The organism is Stenotrophomonas sp. 220_Sma (genome assembly GCF_056487375.1).
Genome location: NZ_CM151348.1, coordinates 2,064,470 through 2,081,281 on the forward strand (window position 1 = coordinate 2,064,470; position 16,812 = coordinate 2,081,281).

General features: G+C 68.1%; 18 protein-coding genes. 17 read left to right on the forward strand and 1 reads right to left on the reverse strand.

What is annotated here, in order from left to right:
- Positions 1-22 precede the first annotated feature (22 nt).
- Positions 23-1,309 (forward strand): threonine synthase, encoded by a 1,287-nt coding sequence (thrC, locus tag ACZLIB_RS09795; RefSeq protein WP_478469735.1) that lies wholly within the window; start codon positions 23-25, stop codon positions 1,307-1,309.
- A gap of 101 nt (positions 1,310-1,410) precedes the next feature.
- Here the strand turns inward: thrC and ACZLIB_RS09800 are convergent, their stop codons facing one another.
- Positions 1,411-2,163 carry a Crp/Fnr family transcriptional regulator gene (locus tag ACZLIB_RS09800; RefSeq protein ID WP_032127414.1) on the reverse strand — a complete coding sequence of 251 codons (753 nt, stop codon included), beginning with the start codon at positions 2,161-2,163 and terminating at the stop codon, positions 1,411-1,413.
- Positions 2,164-2,290: 127 nt separating this feature from the next.
- On the opposite strand from ACZLIB_RS09800, the gene hisS reads away from it, so the two are divergent.
- The 16 genes from hisS (at position 2,291) to ACZLIB_RS09880 (ending at position 16,702) form a co-directional block, all read left to right on the forward strand.
- Entirely contained in the window at positions 2,291-3,688 is a 1,398-nt protein-coding gene (hisS, locus tag ACZLIB_RS09805; RefSeq protein WP_014037003.1) for a histidine--tRNA ligase, read from the forward strand.
- 26 nt (positions 3,689-3,714) lie between these two features.
- Positions 3,715-3,981: a hypothetical protein gene (locus tag ACZLIB_RS09810; RefSeq protein WP_478469736.1), complete on the forward strand. Its 267-nt coding sequence runs from the start codon at positions 3,715-3,717 to the stop codon at positions 3,979-3,981.
- A 409-nt stretch (positions 3,982-4,390) separates the two neighbouring features.
- A complete protein-coding gene (locus ACZLIB_RS09815) occupies positions 4,391-4,699 on the forward strand; it encodes a YerC/YecD family TrpR-related protein (protein WP_088025802.1) in 309 nt (102 codons plus the stop codon).
- Positions 4,700-4,733: 34 nt separating this feature from the next.
- A complete protein-coding gene (hisG, locus tag ACZLIB_RS09820) occupies positions 4,734-5,645 on the forward strand; it encodes an ATP phosphoribosyltransferase (protein WP_032129944.1) in 912 nt (303 codons plus the stop codon).
- On the forward strand, positions 5,642-6,937 hold the full coding sequence (hisD, locus tag ACZLIB_RS09825; protein ID WP_478469738.1) for a histidinol dehydrogenase: 1,296 nt from the start codon (positions 5,642-5,644) through the stop codon (positions 6,935-6,937). Before hisG ends, hisD begins: the two co-directional genes overlap by 4 nt.
- Positions 6,934-8,028, forward strand: coding sequence for a histidinol-phosphate transaminase (gene hisC, locus ACZLIB_RS09830; RefSeq protein WP_478469739.1), 1,095 nt, complete (start codon positions 6,934-6,936; stop codon positions 8,026-8,028). The genes hisD and hisC overlap by 4 nt, the downstream gene beginning before the upstream one ends.
- Positions 8,025-9,098 carry a bifunctional histidinol-phosphatase/imidazoleglycerol-phosphate dehydratase HisB gene (gene hisB, locus ACZLIB_RS09835; protein ID WP_478469742.1) on the forward strand — a complete coding sequence of 358 codons (1,074 nt, stop codon included), beginning with the start codon at positions 8,025-8,027 and terminating at the stop codon, positions 9,096-9,098. The genes hisC and hisB overlap by 4 nt, the downstream gene beginning before the upstream one ends.
- Complete coding sequence (gene hisH, locus ACZLIB_RS09840) at positions 9,095-9,697, forward strand: imidazole glycerol phosphate synthase subunit HisH (protein WP_478469743.1); 603 nt, start codon at positions 9,095-9,097, stop codon at positions 9,695-9,697. The genes hisB and hisH overlap by 4 nt, the downstream gene beginning before the upstream one ends.
- A complete protein-coding gene (gene hisA, locus ACZLIB_RS09845; protein WP_478469745.1) occupies positions 9,694-10,428 on the forward strand; it encodes a 1-(5-phosphoribosyl)-5-[(5-phosphoribosylamino)methylideneamino]imidazole-4-carboxamide isomerase in 735 nt (244 codons plus the stop codon). The genes hisH and hisA overlap by 4 nt, the downstream gene beginning before the upstream one ends.
- A complete protein-coding gene (hisF, locus tag ACZLIB_RS09850) occupies positions 10,422-11,198 on the forward strand; it encodes an imidazole glycerol phosphate synthase subunit HisF (RefSeq protein ID WP_478469746.1) in 777 nt (258 codons plus the stop codon). The genes hisA and hisF overlap by 7 nt, the downstream gene beginning before the upstream one ends.
- On the forward strand, positions 11,188-11,808 hold the full coding sequence (gene hisIE / locus ACZLIB_RS09855; RefSeq protein ID WP_049424727.1) for a bifunctional phosphoribosyl-AMP cyclohydrolase/phosphoribosyl-ATP diphosphatase HisIE: 621 nt from the start codon (positions 11,188-11,190) through the stop codon (positions 11,806-11,808). Before hisF ends, hisIE begins: the two co-directional genes overlap by 11 nt.
- A gap of 98 nt (positions 11,809-11,906) precedes the next feature.
- Positions 11,907-13,496: a calcineurin-like phosphoesterase C-terminal domain-containing protein gene (locus tag ACZLIB_RS09860; RefSeq protein WP_478469747.1), complete on the forward strand. Its 1,590-nt coding sequence runs from the start codon at positions 11,907-11,909 to the stop codon at positions 13,494-13,496.
- 36 nt (positions 13,497-13,532) lie between these two features.
- Complete coding sequence (locus tag ACZLIB_RS09865; protein ID WP_005409434.1) at positions 13,533-13,817, forward strand: hypothetical protein; 285 nt, start codon at positions 13,533-13,535, stop codon at positions 13,815-13,817.
- A gap of 84 nt (positions 13,818-13,901) precedes the next feature.
- Positions 13,902-14,924 carry a glucokinase family protein gene (locus tag ACZLIB_RS09870; RefSeq protein WP_478469748.1) on the forward strand — a complete coding sequence of 341 codons (1,023 nt, stop codon included), beginning with the start codon at positions 13,902-13,904 and terminating at the stop codon, positions 14,922-14,924.
- A gap of 51 nt (positions 14,925-14,975) precedes the next feature.
- Positions 14,976-15,974 carry a glycosylasparaginase gene (locus ACZLIB_RS09875; protein WP_478469749.1) on the forward strand — a complete coding sequence of 333 codons (999 nt, stop codon included), beginning with the start codon at positions 14,976-14,978 and terminating at the stop codon, positions 15,972-15,974.
- Positions 15,971-16,702 carry a copper homeostasis protein CutC gene (locus tag ACZLIB_RS09880; protein ID WP_478469750.1) on the forward strand — a complete coding sequence of 244 codons (732 nt, stop codon included), beginning with the start codon at positions 15,971-15,973 and terminating at the stop codon, positions 16,700-16,702. The genes ACZLIB_RS09875 and ACZLIB_RS09880 overlap by 4 nt, the downstream gene beginning before the upstream one ends.
- Positions 16,703-16,812: the final 110 nt, after the last annotated feature.

Genomic DNA, 16,812 nt, shown 5'->3' on the forward strand with positions numbered 1-16,812 from the left:
CCCTTTACTGGATACCGAACCCATGCAATTTGTTTCGACCCGCGGCCAGTCTCCGGCCGTTGGCCTCAGCGCGGCGATCGCCGCCGGATTGGCGCCCGATGGCGGGCTGTATGTTCCGCAGATGCTGCCGGCGCCACGTGAGCTGCAGGCCGGCGCGACGCTGGCCGATACCGCCGCCGATCTGCTGATGCCGTTCTTTGCTGGCGACGCGCTGGAGTCTGCTCTGCCATCGATCTGTCGCGACGCCTTCGACTTCCCGGTCCCGCTGCGCGCTCTCGGCGATGGTGACCACGTGCTGGAGCTGTTCCATGGGCCGACGGCGGCGTTCAAGGACATCGGCGCGCGCTTCCTGGCCGGTACGCTTTCGCGGCTGCAGGCCGGCAAGGACCGCGATCTGACGATTGTCGTCGCTACATCCGGCGACACGGGTGCTGCGGTGGCAGCGGCTTTTCATCGCCAGCCCGGCGTGCGCGTGGTGGTGCTGTATCCGGATGGCCGCGTATCTCCGCGCCAGGCGCACCAGCTAGGCTGCTTCGGCGACAACATCCAGGCGCTGCGCGTGGCGGGCGCATTCGACGATTGCCAGGCGATGGTCAAGCAGGCGCTGGCTGACCGCGAACTGCAGGCGCAGGTGCCGTTGAGTTCGGCCAACAGCATCAGCCTGGGCCGACTGCTGCCGCAGATGAGCTACTACGCGCATGCAGCGTTGACCCACTACGCCGCGCATCGTCGCCGGCTCAATCTGGTGGTGCCGACCGGCAACCTGGGCAATGCGATGGCGGCCGTGCTGGCGCGCGCGCTGGGCGTGCCGATCGGTCAGATCGTGCTGGCCACCAATGCCAATGCGGTGCTGCCGGCGTACTTCAATGGCGGCGACTACCAGCCGCAGGCCAGTGTGGCGACGGTGGCCAATGCAATGGACGTGGGTGCGCCGAGCAACTTCGAGCGACTGCGCTGGCTCTACCACGGCGACGACGCGGAACTGCGTGCTGCGTTCCGCGCGTTCGCGGTGGATGACGTAACCATCCGCGCGACGATTGCGGCGGCGCATGCCAGCAATGGCGAGCTGTTCTGCCCGCATACCGCGACGGCGGTGAAGGTGCTGCAGGACCTGCGTGCTCGCGGTGCCAAGGGTGACTGGGCGGTGGTGGCCACGGCGCATCCGGCCAAGTTCGAAGCCGTGGTCGAGCCGTTGATCGGCGAAGCGGTGGCGGTGCCGCCTGCACTGGATGCGTTGCTGCAGCGGCCGGCGCACGCCGAACCATTGGCGGCCGATTACGCGGCATTGCGTGAGGTACTGCTGCGCTGAGCGGAGAGGGACGCGGTTGCCGGCCAGCGGCCGGCACTACCCGTGCTGCGTTATCTGGTAGTGCCGGCCGCTGGCCGGCAACCCCACGGACCGCGATGCGGTCAGATCAACCCTTCACCGGCCAGCGTACGCAGCCCATCCTCGTCGAGGATCTCCACCACGTTCAGGTGGGGCAGGGCGATCAACCCCTGCTGGCGCAGCTTGGTGAAGGTGCGGCTGACCGTTTCCATGGTCAGGCCCAGATGGTCGGCAATATCGCCGCGGCCCATCGGCAGCGATACGCGCAGGCCGTCGCCGCCCAGCTTGGCCTCGCGCGCGGCCAGGCGCAGCAGGAAATCAGCCAGCTTCTCGGCCGGCTGCAGGCGCGCCAGTGCCAGCGCGGCGTCCTGCGCGGCATCCAGTTCCTGGCAGGCACGCTGCAGCAGCTTGCGCTCCAGGTGCGGGAAACGGCTGCGCAGTGCCTTCATCTGTGGCAGCGCGACGCGGCAGACGCGGCTGTCGGCGATGGCCTCGATGTCGTAGCGATGGTGGTCGCTGCCGCTCAGGCCCAGATAGTCGCCGGGCAGCACGAAGCCGTTGATCTGGCGGCGGCCGTCGGCCAGGGTGCGCACCAGGCGCAGTGCGCCGCCGGTCAATGTATAGACATGGTCGCGCTCTTCACCGGTGCGGGCCAGCGTGCTGCCCATGCTGACCTGCTGCGAGACGGTGACCTGCTCCAGCGCCTGCACTTCATCGGGCGACAGCGCCGAGCACACCGCAAGGTGGCGAACCGAGCAGTGCAGGCAGTCCAGCGTGGTGCAGGACGGCGAGGCGGGATCGTTGGTGGCGGGCGGAGCGCCGGAAGGCCGTGACATGTTGCGGGGGGCGTATCGCGGGCGGGGAGGGCCTTATGATACTTCAAGCGGCCGTTCGACCCTGCCCGCGGCGGGGGCGCTAGAATGTCGCCCCCTCCCACGTCCCGTTCCAGCAGGAGTTCCGCCCGTGATCAAGCCCCGTACCCCGCCCGGCACCCTTGAACTGCTGCCGCGCGAGCAGATTGCGTTCCAGCGCATGCTGGACGTCATCCGCCGCAACTACGAGCGCTTCGGGTTCCTGCCGGTGGAGACGCCGGTGTTCGAGCTGTCCGACGTGCTGCTGACCAAGTCCGGTGGCGAGACTGAGCGCCAGGTGTACTTCGTGCAGTCCACCGGCGCGCTGGCCAACGCGGCCGAATCGGGTGACCGCTCGCTGCCGGAAATGGCGCTGCGCTTCGACCTGACCGTGCCGCTGGCACGCTACGTGGCCGAGCACGAACACGAACTGACCTTCCCGTTCCGCCGCTACCAGATGCAGCGCGTCTACCGCGGCGAGCGCGCCCAGCGCGGCCGGTTCCGCGAGTTCTACCAGTGCGACATCGATGTGATCGGCAAGGACAGCCTGAGCGTGCGTTACGACGCCGAAGTGCTGGCGGTCATCCATGCGGTGTTCTCGGAACTGCGCATCGGTGATTTCAGTATCCAGTTGAACAACCGCAAGCTGATGCGCGGCTTCTTCGAGAGCCTGGGCGTGGCCGAAGGCGAGCGCCAGCTGGCGGTGCTGCGCGAAGTGGACAAGCTGGACAAGCGCGGTGCCGATTACGTGCGCGAGACGCTGGTGGGCGAGGGCTTCAACATCCCGGCAGAACAGGTCGAGAAGATCCTGGCGTTCGTCGCCGTGCGTTCGCAGGGCCATGCCGATGCACTCGCGCAGCTGGCCACGCTGGAAGCCGACGCCGGTTCTTCGGAGATCCTGCGCACCGGCGTCGCCGAACTGCGCGAAGTGCTGCAGCTGGTGCAGGCGCTGGGCGTGCCGGAAACCGCGTATTGCCTGAACTTCTCCATTGCGCGCGGCCTGGATTATTACACCGGTACCGTCTACGAGACCACGCTGACCGACCACCCGCAGATCGGTTCGATCTGCTCGGGCGGCCGTTACGAAGACCTGGCCAGCCACTACAGCAAGTCCAAGCTGCCGGGTGTGGGTATCTCCATTGGCCTGTCGCGTCTGTTCTGGCAGCTGCGCGAGGCCGGCCTGATCGACGGCATCGAAGCCAGCAGCGTACAGGCGCTGGTGGCGCTGATGGACGAGCAGGGCATGCCGCAGTCGCTGGACATTGCCCGCCGCCTGCGTGCCGGTGGCATCAACACCGAAGTGCAGATGGAGCCGAAGAAGATCGGCAAGCAGTTCCAGTACGCGGCCAAGGCTGGCATCCGCTTCGTGGTGTTGGCGGGTGAGGATGAACTGGCGCGCGGCGTGGTGGCAGTGAAGGACCTGCTGCGCGAACAGCAGTTCGAAGTCTCCCGCGACGAGCTGGCCAGCACCCTGCTGGTGGAGCTGGAGCAGTCCAAGGCGATGGTGTGAAGCCTGCCGCCGCAGGAGTGCTGAGCGTGCTCCTGCTGGCGGGCTGCCAGAGCGACCCGGCGCTGCACAGCACGCGGATCGGGCCGGCGCAGTACCGGCTGGCGGTTGATCGCTGCCATGCGATCGACCGCGCACAGCTGGAGGACGATCTGCAGGCCCTGGCCTCGCGGACGTGCCGGGCGGGAGCGGGGGCGTTGGAGAACATCCAGTCCCTGCCGAGCCGGCAGGGCAGCCTGTTCGGCGAATGCCTGCGGCGCGGAGCGCTGCAGGCGGAGGTGCGCTGTATGCCCTGAGTCGGGCCAGGTGGTTGATTTAAAAGTAGAACGCCCGCCCTTCGGTGGGCGTTTTGCGTTTGTGGAAAACAGCAGTCGAGCACGGCTCGACTCTACAAAAGCCGGTTCCGATCAGTTTCTCAGCGAGATCCAGCAGATCGCGGCCAACTGTCGAAGGCGGGGAGGGTCCGGTGGCAGGGGTGTGAGCGGCATGGATGCCGCGACCAAGCCCCCATGGATGGGTTAACGGCGTCCCCTGCCACCGGACCCTCCCCGCCAACGCTCAGCAAATCAGCATTTGCTTTTGCTCTGGCTCTTGGCGGGTGCAGGGCAGCAGCCCTGCCGCCCCCTCAATCCTCGATTTGACGCACTGCGCAAGAATGCGCTAATGTACTAACGCGCTATTACATTGATGCATGGAAGCGACCCCGTGAAAGCCCGCCCCGAGATTGCCGCCAAAGACCCGAAGGCCGACCTGGAAGCCCTGGCCCAAGCCTTTGCCGCCCTGCGCGAACCGGAACAGGTCGAAGCCTTCCTGCGTGATCTGTGCACCCCGGCCGAGCTGGAAGCCATGGCTGACCGCTGGAAGGTGGTGCCGCTGCTGCAGCAGGGCGTGCCGTACCGCGAGATTCACGAGCGCACCGGCGTCAGCGTGACCACCACCGGACGGGTGGCACGCACGCTCGAGCATGGCCATCGAGGCTATGCCGCCGCCATCGACCGCCTTGCCTCGCGCTGATCCGCGCCCCGTTCCGAACTTCGAGACATCCCCCATGAGTGCAACCCAGGCAGCGCCGGCACGAGACCGGCTGCGTATCGCCATCCAGAAGAGTGGCCGGCTGGCCGAACCCGCGCGCAACCTGCTCAGCGCCTGCGGCCTGAGCTGGCGCGAGAGCCGCGACAAGCTGTTCTGCTACGGCGAATCGCTGCCGGTGGATCTGCTGCTGGTGCGCGACGACGACATCCCCGGCCTGATCGCCGACGGCGTCTGCGATCTCGGCATCGTCGGCCGCAACGAGCTGGACGAACAGGCCGCCGCGCGGCGCCAGATCGGTCTGCCGGATGCCTACCAGGCATTGCGCGGGCTGGGCTTCGGCCAGTGCCGGCTGATGCTGGCGGTGCCCGAGGAATGGCAGTGGCAGGGCCCGGCGCAGCTGGCCGGCACCCGCATCGCCACCAGCTACCCGGCCATCCTCAAGCAGTGGCTGGCCGAGCAGGGCGTGGACGCACAGGTGGTCGAGCTGTCCGGTTCGGTGGAAATCGCCCCGCGCCTGGGCACCGCCGACCTGATCTGCGATCTGGTGTCCAGCGGCGCCACCCTGCGCGCCAATCAGCTGACCCCAGTGCACAACCTGCTCGACAGCGAGGCGGTGCTGGCCGGCGCGGTGCGCGCGCCGGATGATGCACGTGCATCACTGCGCGCGATGCTGCTGCGCCGCCTCGACGGCGTGGTTCAGCGGCAGGACCGCAAGCTGCTGATGTTCCGCGCCAGCGAGGATCGCGTCGACGCGCTGGCACAGCTGCTGGCCGATGCCGAGCCGCTGGTGCGGTTGCCGGCCGATGGCGGCGCGCTGCGCCTGCAGACCATGTGCCCCGGGCCGTTGAGCTGGCAGCGCATGGAGGAACTCGAGCGCGCAGGTGCGCAGGGCCTGATGGTACTGAGCGTGGAGCGGTCGCTGGCATGAACCGTCTGATCTGGTCCCGACTTGATGAGGCCGCGCGCAGCGCGGCATTGACCCGCCCGGTGCAGACCGTGGCGCAGCAGACCCGTGACGCGGTGGCGGCCCTGATTGCACAGGTGCGCGCGCAGGGCGACGACGCATTGCGTGCGATTACTGCACGTTTCGACCGTGTCGAGCTGGCCTCGTTTGAAGTTTCCGAAGCCGAATTCGCTGCTGCCGAAGCCGCCGTGCCCGCCGAACTGCGACAGGCGATGGTCGAAGCCGCCGAACGCATCGCGCGCTTCCACGCCGCGGGCATGGGCAAAGGCTATGCAGTTGAAACCGCGCCGGGCGTGGTCTGCGAACGCATGTTGCGTCCGATCGGCCGGGTGGGCCTGTACGTACCGGCCGGCAGCGCGCCGCTGCCGTCCACCGCGCTGATGCTGGGTGTTCCGGCGCAGCTGGCCGGCTGCCCGCAGGTGGTGCTGTGCACGCCGCCGCGCGCCGATGGCAGCGCCGATCCGGCGGTCCTGGTGGCCGCGCGGCTGACCGGCGTGCAGCGCGTGTTCAAGCTGGGCGGCGCGCAGGCGATCGCCGCGATGGCTTACGGCACGGCCAGCATCCCGGCCTGTGACAAGCTGTTTGGGCCCGGCAACAGTTTCGTCACCGAAGCCAAGCAGCAGGTCGCACAGGATGGCGCCGCCGCCATCGACATGCCGGCCGGTCCCTCCGAAGTACTGGTGATCGCCGATGCCGGCGCCAATCCGGCGTTCGTGGCCGCCGACCTGCTGTCGCAGGCCGAGCACGGTCCGGATTCGCAGGTACTGCTGTTGACCGATGATGCCGTGATGCTGGCGGCGGTCGAGGCCGAGGTTGAGCGCCAGGTGGCCCTGCTGCCGCGCCAGCAGATCGCGCGACAGGCCTTGTCGGCGTCGCGGCTGATCCAGGTCGATTCGCTGGACGAGGCCTTCGCGATCAGCAACCGCTACGCGCCCGAACACTTGGTCCTGGCCCTGCGCGAACCGCGCGCGTGGCTGGACAAGGTGCAGGCAGCCGGCTCGGTGTTCCTCGGCGACTACACGCCCGAGGCACTGGGTGACTATTGCAGCGGCACCAACCACGTACTGCCCACCGCCGGTGCCGCGCGTGCCTACAGCGGTGTCAGCGTGGCCAGCTTCCAGAACCTGATCAGCGTGCAGAGCGCCAGCGCTGCAGGGTTGGCGGCAATCGGCGGCTGCGCACGCATCATCGCCAGCGCCGAAGGCCTGGATGCGCATGAGCGTGCGGTTGCGCTTCGCATGGAGGCGGCGGCATGAACGCGGCTATCGATGATGTGCTGGCGCTGGTGCGCCCGGATCTGCAGGCCTTCGACGGCTACAGCTCGGCGCGCAGCGCGGCGGTGCAGGGCGAGGTCTGGTTGAACGCCAACGAGTCGGCCTGGGCCAATCCGGCTGATGCGGCGGGCAACAGCCGGCGCTATCCGGAACCGCAACCGCTGGCGTTGCGTGAGGGCCTGGCGGCGCTGTACGGCGTGACGCCGCCGCAGCTGCTGATCGGCCGTGGCAGCGACGAAGCCATTGATCTGCTGGTGCGCGCCCTGTGCGTGCCGGGCCGCGATGGCGTGCTGGTCACGCCGCCGGTGTTCGGCATGTACGCGGTCTGCGCGCGCCTGCAGGGCGCCGCACTGATTGAAGTGCCGCTGGTGGATGCCGAAGACGGCCTGCGTGCCGATCTGGATGCTGTGATCGACACCGCCAGGGCACGCAATGCCACGCTGGTGTTCCTGTGCGCACCGTCGAACCCGGCTGGCAGTGACATCGCCCTGGACGAGGTCGAACGCGTGGCGGTTGCCTTGCGCGGGCAAGCGCTGGTGGTGGTGGACGAGGCTTATGTCGAGTACGCGCAGCGCCCGTCGGCGACCACGTTGCTGGCCACGCACGCCAATCTGGCAGTGCTGCGCACGTTGTCGAAGGCGCACGCACTTGCGGCCGCGCGCATCGGCACCCTGATCGCCGCGCCGGAACTGATTGCCGTACTGCGGCGCTGCCAGGCGCCGTACCCGGTGCCGACCCCGTGCGCCGAGCTGGCCGTGCAGGCGCTGCAGCCGGCCGCACTGGCACGTACCGCCGAGCGCGTGGCCACGGTCATCGCCGAGCGCGAACGCCTGTTCGCTGCGCTGCCGGGCCTGCCTGGCGTTCGTCGCGTGTACCGCTCGTCCGGCAACTACCTGCTGGTCCGCTTCGCTGATGCGCAGGCAGCGTTCGACACCTTGCTGGATGCCGGTGTGGTGGTGCGCGACCAGCGCGCCGCGCCGCAGCTGGGTGATGCACTGCGCATCAGTATCGGCAGCCCCGAAGAGAATGACCGCGTGCTTGCGGCTCTGTCGGCGCGGAGGGCCGCAGCATGACACCGATCCTGTTCATCGACCGCGACGGCACCCTCATTGAAGAACCGGCCGACTTCCAGATCGATGCTTACGAGAAACTGCGCTTCGTGCCACAGGTGATCCCGGCGCTGCTGAAGCTGCGCGATGCCGGCTACCAGTTCGTGATCGTCACCAATCAGGATGGCCTCGGCAGCGACAGCTACCCGCGCGCCAGCTTCGATGGCCCCAACGACCTGATGCTGCAGATCTTCGAAAGCCAGGGCATCACCTTCCGTGACGTGCTGATCGACTGCAGCTGGCCGCAGGACAAGGCGCCGACCCGCAAGCCGGGCATCGGCTTGATGACAGGCTACCTGCAGGACCGCAGCATCGACTGGGCGCGCTCGGGCATGGTTGGTGACCGCATCACCGACCTGCAGTTCGCCGACAACCTCAACATCCGTGGCTTCCAGTTGCGCACCGAACAGTTCGGTGGCGAGTGGGACTGGCCGGGCATCGCCCACGCACTGGCCGACGCGCCACGCATCGCGGTGGTCCAACGCAACACCAAGGAGACGAAGATCCGCGTTGAACTGGATCTGGACCGTGCCGGTGATGCGCGCATCGCCACCGGGCTGCCGTTCTTCGATCACATGCTGGAACAGATCGGCAAGCACGGCGGGTTCGCGCTGGACATCCAGGCCGAGGGCGACCTGCACATCGACGAGCACCACACCATCGAGGACACCGGGCTGGCGCTGGGTCAGGCCCTGCGCGAGGCGCTGGGCGACAAGCGTGGCATCGGACGCTACGGCTTCACCCTGCCGATGGACGAGACCCTGGCCAGCGCTGCGCTGGATTTCAGCGGCCGCCCCTATTTCGTGTTCGAGGGCGAGTTCAAGCGTGAGCGCGTGGGCGATATGCCGACCGAGCTGGTGCCGCACTTCTTCCGTTCGCTGTGCGACGCCAGCGGCCTGAACCTCAACCTGCAGGTGCGCGGCGACAACGACCACCACAAGGTCGAGGCCTGCTTCAAGGCACTGGCGCGCGCGCTGCGCCCGGCATTGGCGCGCCAGGGCACGGCACTGCCGAGCACCAAGGGGGCGCTGTGAGCGACGTTGCGCTGATCGACGCCGGCGGTGCCAACCTGGGCTCGGTGCGCTACGCATTGGAGCGCCTGGGCGCGACGGTGCGGCTGGTGCGCGATGCGGACGGTCTGGTCGGTGCGCAGCGGGTGATCCTGCCCGGCGTCGGCGCCGCCGGTCCCGGCATGCAGCGCCTGCACGCACAGGGCCTGGTGGAGCCGTTGCAACGACTGGAAGTGCCGTTGATGGGCATCTGCCTGGGCATGCAGCTGCTGTTCGAGCGCTCCGAAGAGGCCGGCGTCGAGACACTGGGATTGATTCCGGGCGTGGTGCGCAAGCTGGTACCGGCCTGTGGCATCCGTGTGCCGCACATGGGCTGGAACCGCCTGCTCCCGCTGCGCGAATCGCTGCTGCTGCAGGGCGTGCCGGAGCGCGCCAGCGCCTATTTCGTGCACAGCTATGCGGCACCGCTCAACGCCCACACGGTAGCCGCCTGCGATCACGGCGGCCTGTTCACCGCGGTGGTGGAGCAGGGGCGCTACTTCGGCGCGCAGTTTCATCCCGAGCGCTCCGGTGAGACCGGTTCGCTGATGCTGCGCAACTTCCTCGAGGGCACTGCTGCATGAGTTTCATCGTCTACCCCGCGCTGGATATCCGCGATGGCCGCGTGGTGCGGCTGCGCCAGGGCGACTACGCGCAGGAAACCTCGTATGGCGACGATCCGTTGCCGCGCGCACAGGCCTTTGCCGCGCAGGGCGCGCAGTGGATGCATCTGGTCGACCTGGATGCTGCACGCGCAGGTGGCTACACGCTGGCGCCGCTGTTGGCATCCATTCGTGCGCAGACCCCGCTGCAGGTACAGACCGGTGGGGGTGTGCGCGGCCGCGACGACGTGGCACGCATCCTCGACGCCGGCGCCGGCCGCGTGGTGGTGGGTTCGCTGGCAGTACGCCGCCCTGACGAAGTGGTCGGCTGGCTGGAAGAGTTCGGTGCCGAGCGCATCACCATCGCGCTGGATGCCCGCCAGGATGCGCAGAGCCAATGGCAGCTGCCGGTGCACGGCTGGACCGAGAACGCCGGGGTGACCCTGGATGATCTGGCCCAGCGCTATGCGCGTGCCGGCATGCGCCACCTGCTGTGTACCGACATCGCCCGCGACGGCATGCTGGCCGGGCCCAACATCAGCCTCTACCAGCACCTGTCGGCGCTGCTGCCGGGCGTGGCCGTGCAGGCCTCCGGCGGTATCCGTGACGTGGCCGATGTGACAGAAGCCCGTGCCGCAGGTTGCGGCGGTGCGATCCTCGGCAAGGCGCTGCTGGAGCAGCGCATGGACCTGGCGGAGGCGCTGGCATGCTGAGCCGCCGCATCATTCCCTGCCTGGACGTGCGCGATGGCCGCGTGGTCAAGGGCGTGCGCTTCCGCGACCACGTCGACATGGGCGACATCGCCGAGTTGGCGCAGCGCTATCGCGACCAGGGGGCGGACGAGCTGGTGTTCTATGACATCGGCGCCAGCCCCGAGGCGCGTTCAGTCGACGTCGCCTGGATCGAGCGCATCGCACGCCTGATCGATATTCCGTTCTGCGTGGCCGGTGGCATCGACAGCGTGGAAACCGCGCGCCGCGTGCTGTTCGCCGGTGCCGACAAGGTGTCGATCAACTCGCCTGCGCTGGGCCGCCCGGAGCTGATCACCGAGTTGGCAGACGAGTTTGGCGTGCAATGCGTGGTGGTCGGTGTCGATTCGGTGCGCGAGACTGATGGCCAGTGGCGGGTACGCCGTTTCAGTGGTGACCCGGACAAGACCCAGGCGGTGCCGCTGCGCACGCTGGACTGGATCGTCGAAGCACAACGACGTGGCGCTGGCGAGATCGTGCTGAACTGCATGGACAGCGATGGCGTACGCCGTGGCTACGATGTCGTGCAGCTGCAGCAGGCGCGGGCCCTGTGCCAGGTGCCGCTGATCGCCTCCGGCGGTGCCGGTGCGATGGAGCACTTCGCCGAGGCCTTCGACCAGACAGATGTCGACGGCGCGTTGGCGGCCAGTGTGTTCCACAGCGGCGCCATCGCCATTCCAGAATTGAAGCGCTACCTGCGCGGACAGCAGATCGAGGTGCGGGATGTCTATTGAAGTGAGGCCGTCGCTGCATGCGCTGCAGGCGCTGGACTGGGGCAAGGGCGACGGCCTGCTGCCGGCGGTGGTGCAGGATGCCGACACCCTGCAGGTGCTGATGCTGGGCTATGTCAGTGCCGATTCGCTGGCGGCCACGCTGGCCATCGGTCACATGACCTTCTTCAGCCGCAGCAAGCAGCGGTTGTGGACCAAGGGCGAGCAGTCCGGCAACGTGCTGGTGGTGCAGTCGATCAGCGTCGACTGTGATGCCGACACGCTGCTGGTGATGGCGCGCCCGGCCGGGCCGACCTGCCACACCGGCGCCGAGAGCTGTTTCGACGGGGCACCGAAGGATTTCCTGGGCGGGCTGGGCCAGCTGGTGGCGATGCGTGAGGTGCAACGCCCGCCGGGCAGCTATACGACCAGCCTGTTCGAGGGCGGTATCCGCCGCATCGCGCAGAAGGTGGGCGAGGAGGGCGTGGAGACGGCGCTGGCGGCGGTGGCACAGGACGACGAGGCGTTGCTGGGCGAGGCCTCGGACCTGCTGTATCACCTGCTGGTGCTGCTGCGCGCGCGAGGCTTGTCGCTGGATGATGCGCGGGCGGTGCTGGAAAAACGCCACCGTTGAGGAAGGCGTGCGGACCAACGGTCCGCACCCACCTCTGCAATGCAGCCGAGCATGGCTCGGCTCTACAATAGGGGGTCTTCTTCTTTCCCGGACCGCCCATGAAACTGCCTGCCGCCTGGCTGTGCTGCCTGTTGCTGACCTCGCCGGCCTGGGCCGCGGATACCGTGGTCAGCGGCAAGGTCTACCTGGAGCGCGACGGCAAACCCGGGCGCGGTGCGACCGATCCGGGCCTGGCCGGGGTGCAGGTCTCCAACGGCGAGGCCATCGTCAAGACCGCCGCCGACGGCAGCTACAGCCTGCCGGTGCGCGACGGCCAGACCGTGTTTGTGATCAAGCCTGATGCGTACGCCTTCCCGAAGGCCACCGACGGCCTGCCTTCGTTCTGGCGCCACTACCGCCCGAACGGTTCACCGGCACTGAAGTACGGTGGCATCGCCGCGACCAGCGACGTCACCCGCAACTGGGATTTCGCCCTGCAGTCGGATCGCCATGACAGCCGCCGTGGTTTCCAGATGCTGGTGTTCACCGATTCGCAGACCGCCAGCCTGAAGGACATCGGCTACTACCAGCAGTCGATCGTGGCGCCGCTGGTTGGCCAGACCAGGGCGCGCATGGGCACCACCCTGGGTGACATCGTCAACGACGACCTGACCCTGTACCCGGCGATCAACAAGGTCACCACCGCGCTTGGCGTGCCGTGGTTCCACGTGCCGGGCAACCACGATCTCGACTTCGATGCGGCCAGCGACGAACACTCGCTGGACAGCTGGCGCAACATCTACGGCCCGGACACCTATGCGGTGGAAGAGGGTGGCGCCAGCTTCGTGTTCCTGGACGACGTGGTCTACGACCCCAAGGCCAAGCCGAAGTACATCGGCGGCCTGCGCGAAGACCAGTTCGCTTTCCTCGCCAGCTACCTGAAGGGCCTGCACAAGGACCGCCTGCTGGTGCTGGGCATGCACATCCCGCTGTTCGACGCCGCGCCGGGGCGCGAGACCTTCCGCCACGCCGACCGCCAGCGCCTGTTCGACCTGCTCAAGGACTTCCGCAACGTGCTGGTGCTCAGCGGCCACAGCCACACCCAGCAGCACGTCTACCACGGCAAGGCCGAGGGCTGGAACGGCGACAAGCCGCTCCACGAATACAACGTCGGTGCCAACTGCGGTGCGTTCTGGTCGGGGGTGAAGAATGCCGCTGGCGTGCCGGACAGCACCATGAGCGACGGCACGCCGAAGGGCTATGCCCTGCTCGATGTGGCCGGCAACGGCAGCTACAAGCTGCAGTACCGCGTGGCTGGCCAGCCGGCCAGCGAGCAGATCGGCCTGCATGCACCCAAGGTACTGCGCCAGGGCGCTTACCCGGCCTGGGGCATCTATGCCAACGTCTACATGGGTGAGGACGCCAGCGTGGTCGAGTACCGCGTCGATGGCGGCGCGTGGCAGCCGATGAAGCAGGTCAGCCAGCCCGATCCGCGCCTGATGGTGGAGAACGTGGCCGATGATCTGGCCAGCAGCCTGCGCGGCTACGACCGCTCGCCGGAGGCCACTGCATCGCCGCACCTGTGGCGCGGCGCGTTGCCGACCGATCTGGCCGTGGGCAGCCACAAGGTCGAGGTACGCTCCACCCAGCCTGATGGTGCAGTGTTCACCGCCACCACCAGCTACAGCCTGCAGACTGCCCAGCCCTGATCCAGGGCGCCGCTGCCCAACGCGAAAGGACCCCGCATGGATATCCGCTTCATGGCCGGCACCACGCCGGTGACCCTCAGCCGCCACTGGTTCACCGGCGCGATGCTGCTGCAGAGCGCCACCGAGAAGGTCTGGGTGCAGCACCCGCTGCATCCGGGCACCCACTTCTCGTTCTCGCTGGTACAGTCGTGGCTACGTCACATCGCCGGCCACGAAGTGCTGGTCGAGCGCACCCGGCCGCTGTTGTTCGCCGGCTTCCGCCCGCAGCGCCTGCGCGTGCTGGTGGATGGCGTGCAGGTGGCCGAACAGGAAGGCATGTAGACCAACCTGAACCATCGGCGCGCTAGGCAAAGCCGCCCCGATGCCTGAGAATCGGGGCGATTCAATCGATCCAAGCAGGCCAGCGTGACCATCGCAGCAGCGTCCCCGGTTTCCTCCGACTCCGCCCGCGGCGGTCTTCCGCGCCATCTGGTCGTTGCCGATGTCGGCGGCACCTTCGCCCGCCTGGCCTTGGCTGAGACCCAACCCGGTCAGGCGCCGCGGCTGGGCAGCCATCGCACCTATGCCTGCGCCGAGCATCCCAGCCTGGCCGCGATCCTGGCCGATTTCACCGAAGGCCTTGGTCAGCCGGTGCAGACCGCGGTGGTCGCCATCGCCGGCCTGCTCGATGGCGATGTGCTGATCAACTCGAACCTGCCGTGGACGGTCTCGCTGTCGACCACGCGCGAACAGTCCGGCCTGCGCGAACTGCAGCTGATCAATGATTTCGAAGCGGTGGCGCTGGCCATCCCGTACCTGCAGCCGGAAACCCTGGTGCCGCTGAACGGCGACGCCGATCCAGCCCAGGCCTTCCCGGCGCTGGTGCTGGGTGCCGGTACCGGCCTGGGTGCCGCGCTGCGTTTCGCCGATGGCGAGCGCCCGGTGCTGGCCAGCGAGATCGGCCATGCCGCGCTCGGCGCCGGCAACGCGCTGGAACTGCAGGTGCTGGGCAAACTGCTGCAGCGCTGGCCGCACGTGGACAACGAACGGGTGCTTTCCGGCAGCGGCCTGATGAACCTGTATCCGTGCCTGTGCGAACTGCGCGGCGTCACCCCGGTGTGGACCAGCACCGAGGCACTGATCGGCGCCGCGCGCAGTGGCGAGGACGCGCTTGCTGTGGAAACGTTGCAGGTGTTCTGTGCCTGGCTGGGCAGCCTGGCCGGCGACGCGGCGATCGCCGTCGGCGCGCGCTCGGTGTATCTGGCCGGGGGCATTTCCGCGCATGTGCAGGATTTCCTGGCAGATGGCCGCTTCCGTGAGCGCTTCCTCAACAAGGGCGTGCTGACCGAGGTGCTGCGGCAGGTGCCGGTGTGGCGCGTGGAGCACGGCCAGCTGGGCGTGCTCGGTGCAGCGGTCTGGCACGCCGCACGGCAGCCCACGCACGACTGATCGGCAGGGCCGGCATCGGGCCGGCCATGCATTGCAGACTGGGAGGGGAAGATGGTGGATCGCAGGCAGTTCCTGCAGGCCGGTGCACTGGCCGCAGGCATGGCGGCATTGCCGGGCGTGCAGGCGCGCACGCAGGGTGGGGCCAAGGTGGTTTCGACCTGGGACTTCGGCGTGCCGGCCAACCAGGCTGCATGGCAGGTGCTGGCGCAGGGTGGCAGCGCACTGGATGCAGTCGAAGCCGGTGCACGCTGGGCCGAGAGCGAGCTGTGCAACCCCACTGTCGGTCATTGCGGCAACCCGGATCGCGACGGCGTGCTGAGCCTGGATGCGAGCATCATGGATGGCGATGGCCGTTGTGGTGCGGTGGCGGCGCTGGTCGACATCCTGCATCCGGTGTCGGTGGCGCGCAAAGTGATGGAGAACAGCCCGCACGTGCTGCTGGTGGGCGAGGGCGCGCAGCAGTTCGCGGTGCAGCAGGGTTTCGAGCGCAAGCACCTGCTGACGCCGCAGGCCGAAGCGGCCTGGCGCGAGTGGCTGAAGACCGAGAAGTACCAGCCGCAGATCAATGCCGAGCGCCGCGGTATTCCCGGCAACAGCGACAACCACGACACCATCGGCATGCTGGCACTGGATGCCAATGGCCATCTGGCCGGTGCCTGCACCACCAGCGGCATGGCGTGGAAACTGCACGGTCGCGTTGGCGACAGTCCGATCATCGGTGCCGGCCTGTACGTCGACAACGACGTGGGCGCGGCCACTGCTTCGGGCGTGGGTGAAGAGATGATCCGCAACGCCGCCTCGTTCCTGGTGGTCGAGCTGATGCGCCAGGGGCGCTCGCCGGCGCAGGCCTGCCGCGAAGCGATCGACCGCGTGGTGCGCAAGCGCCCTGAAGCGAGCAAGACACTGCAGGTCTGCTTCCTGGCCATGAACAAGCAGGGTGAGGTCGGCGCTTACGCGCTGCATCGTGGTTTTGTCTATGCGGTGTGCGATGCACAGCGCCAGGATGACCTGCGCGACTCGCCATCGATCTACACGAGCACCCAGACGTGAGCACGCGGCTGACCCTGGAGATCGCCAGCAATTCGCTGGCATCGGCGCTGGCCGCGCAGGCCGGCGGTGCCGACCGCATCGAGCTGTTCGACAACCTGGCCGAAGGCGGCACCACACCGTCGTTCGCCAGCATCGCGATTGCCCGCGAACGCCTGTCGATTCCGCTGTTCGTGCTGGTGCGGCCGCGCCCGGGCGACTTCCACTACGACGGGCTGGAAGCCGAACTGATGCTGCGTGACATCGCGCAGTGCCGCGCACTGGGCTGCGATGGCGTGGTGATCGGCGCGCTGGATGTACAGGGCGGGATCGACGTGGCGCTGTGCCGCGAGCTGGTGCAGGCTGCCGGGCCGTTGCAGGTGACCTTCCATCGCGCCTTCGATGCCGCCCGCGATCTGCCCGCCGCGCTGGAGCAGGTGATCGGGCTGGGCTGCCAGCGCGTGCTGACCTCGGGCGGTCAGGTCAGTGCCGAGGCGGGTGCCGATGTGCTGGCAGGCCTCGTTACCCAGGCAGCAGGCCGCATTACGGTGATGGCTGGTGCCGGATTGGCACCGGGCAACATCGCTACCGTGGCAAGGCAGACCGGCTGCACCGAACTGCACGCCTCGGCCAAGGGCCTGCGGCGCTCGGCCATGCAGTTCCAGAACCAGGCTTTGCGAGGGCTGGACCCGGACTGGAGCCAGACCGCCACCGCCACCGTAGCTTCGCTGCGGCAGGCGCTGGACGGTTGAACGCCGCCGGGGTCGGATCCCTTCGCAGAAGGGCTCCGACCCCACTGTTCGCGATGGATTGGGCGCTGGATCAGATGACGCTTCAGGCACATGTGATTGCCGGGGTCGAA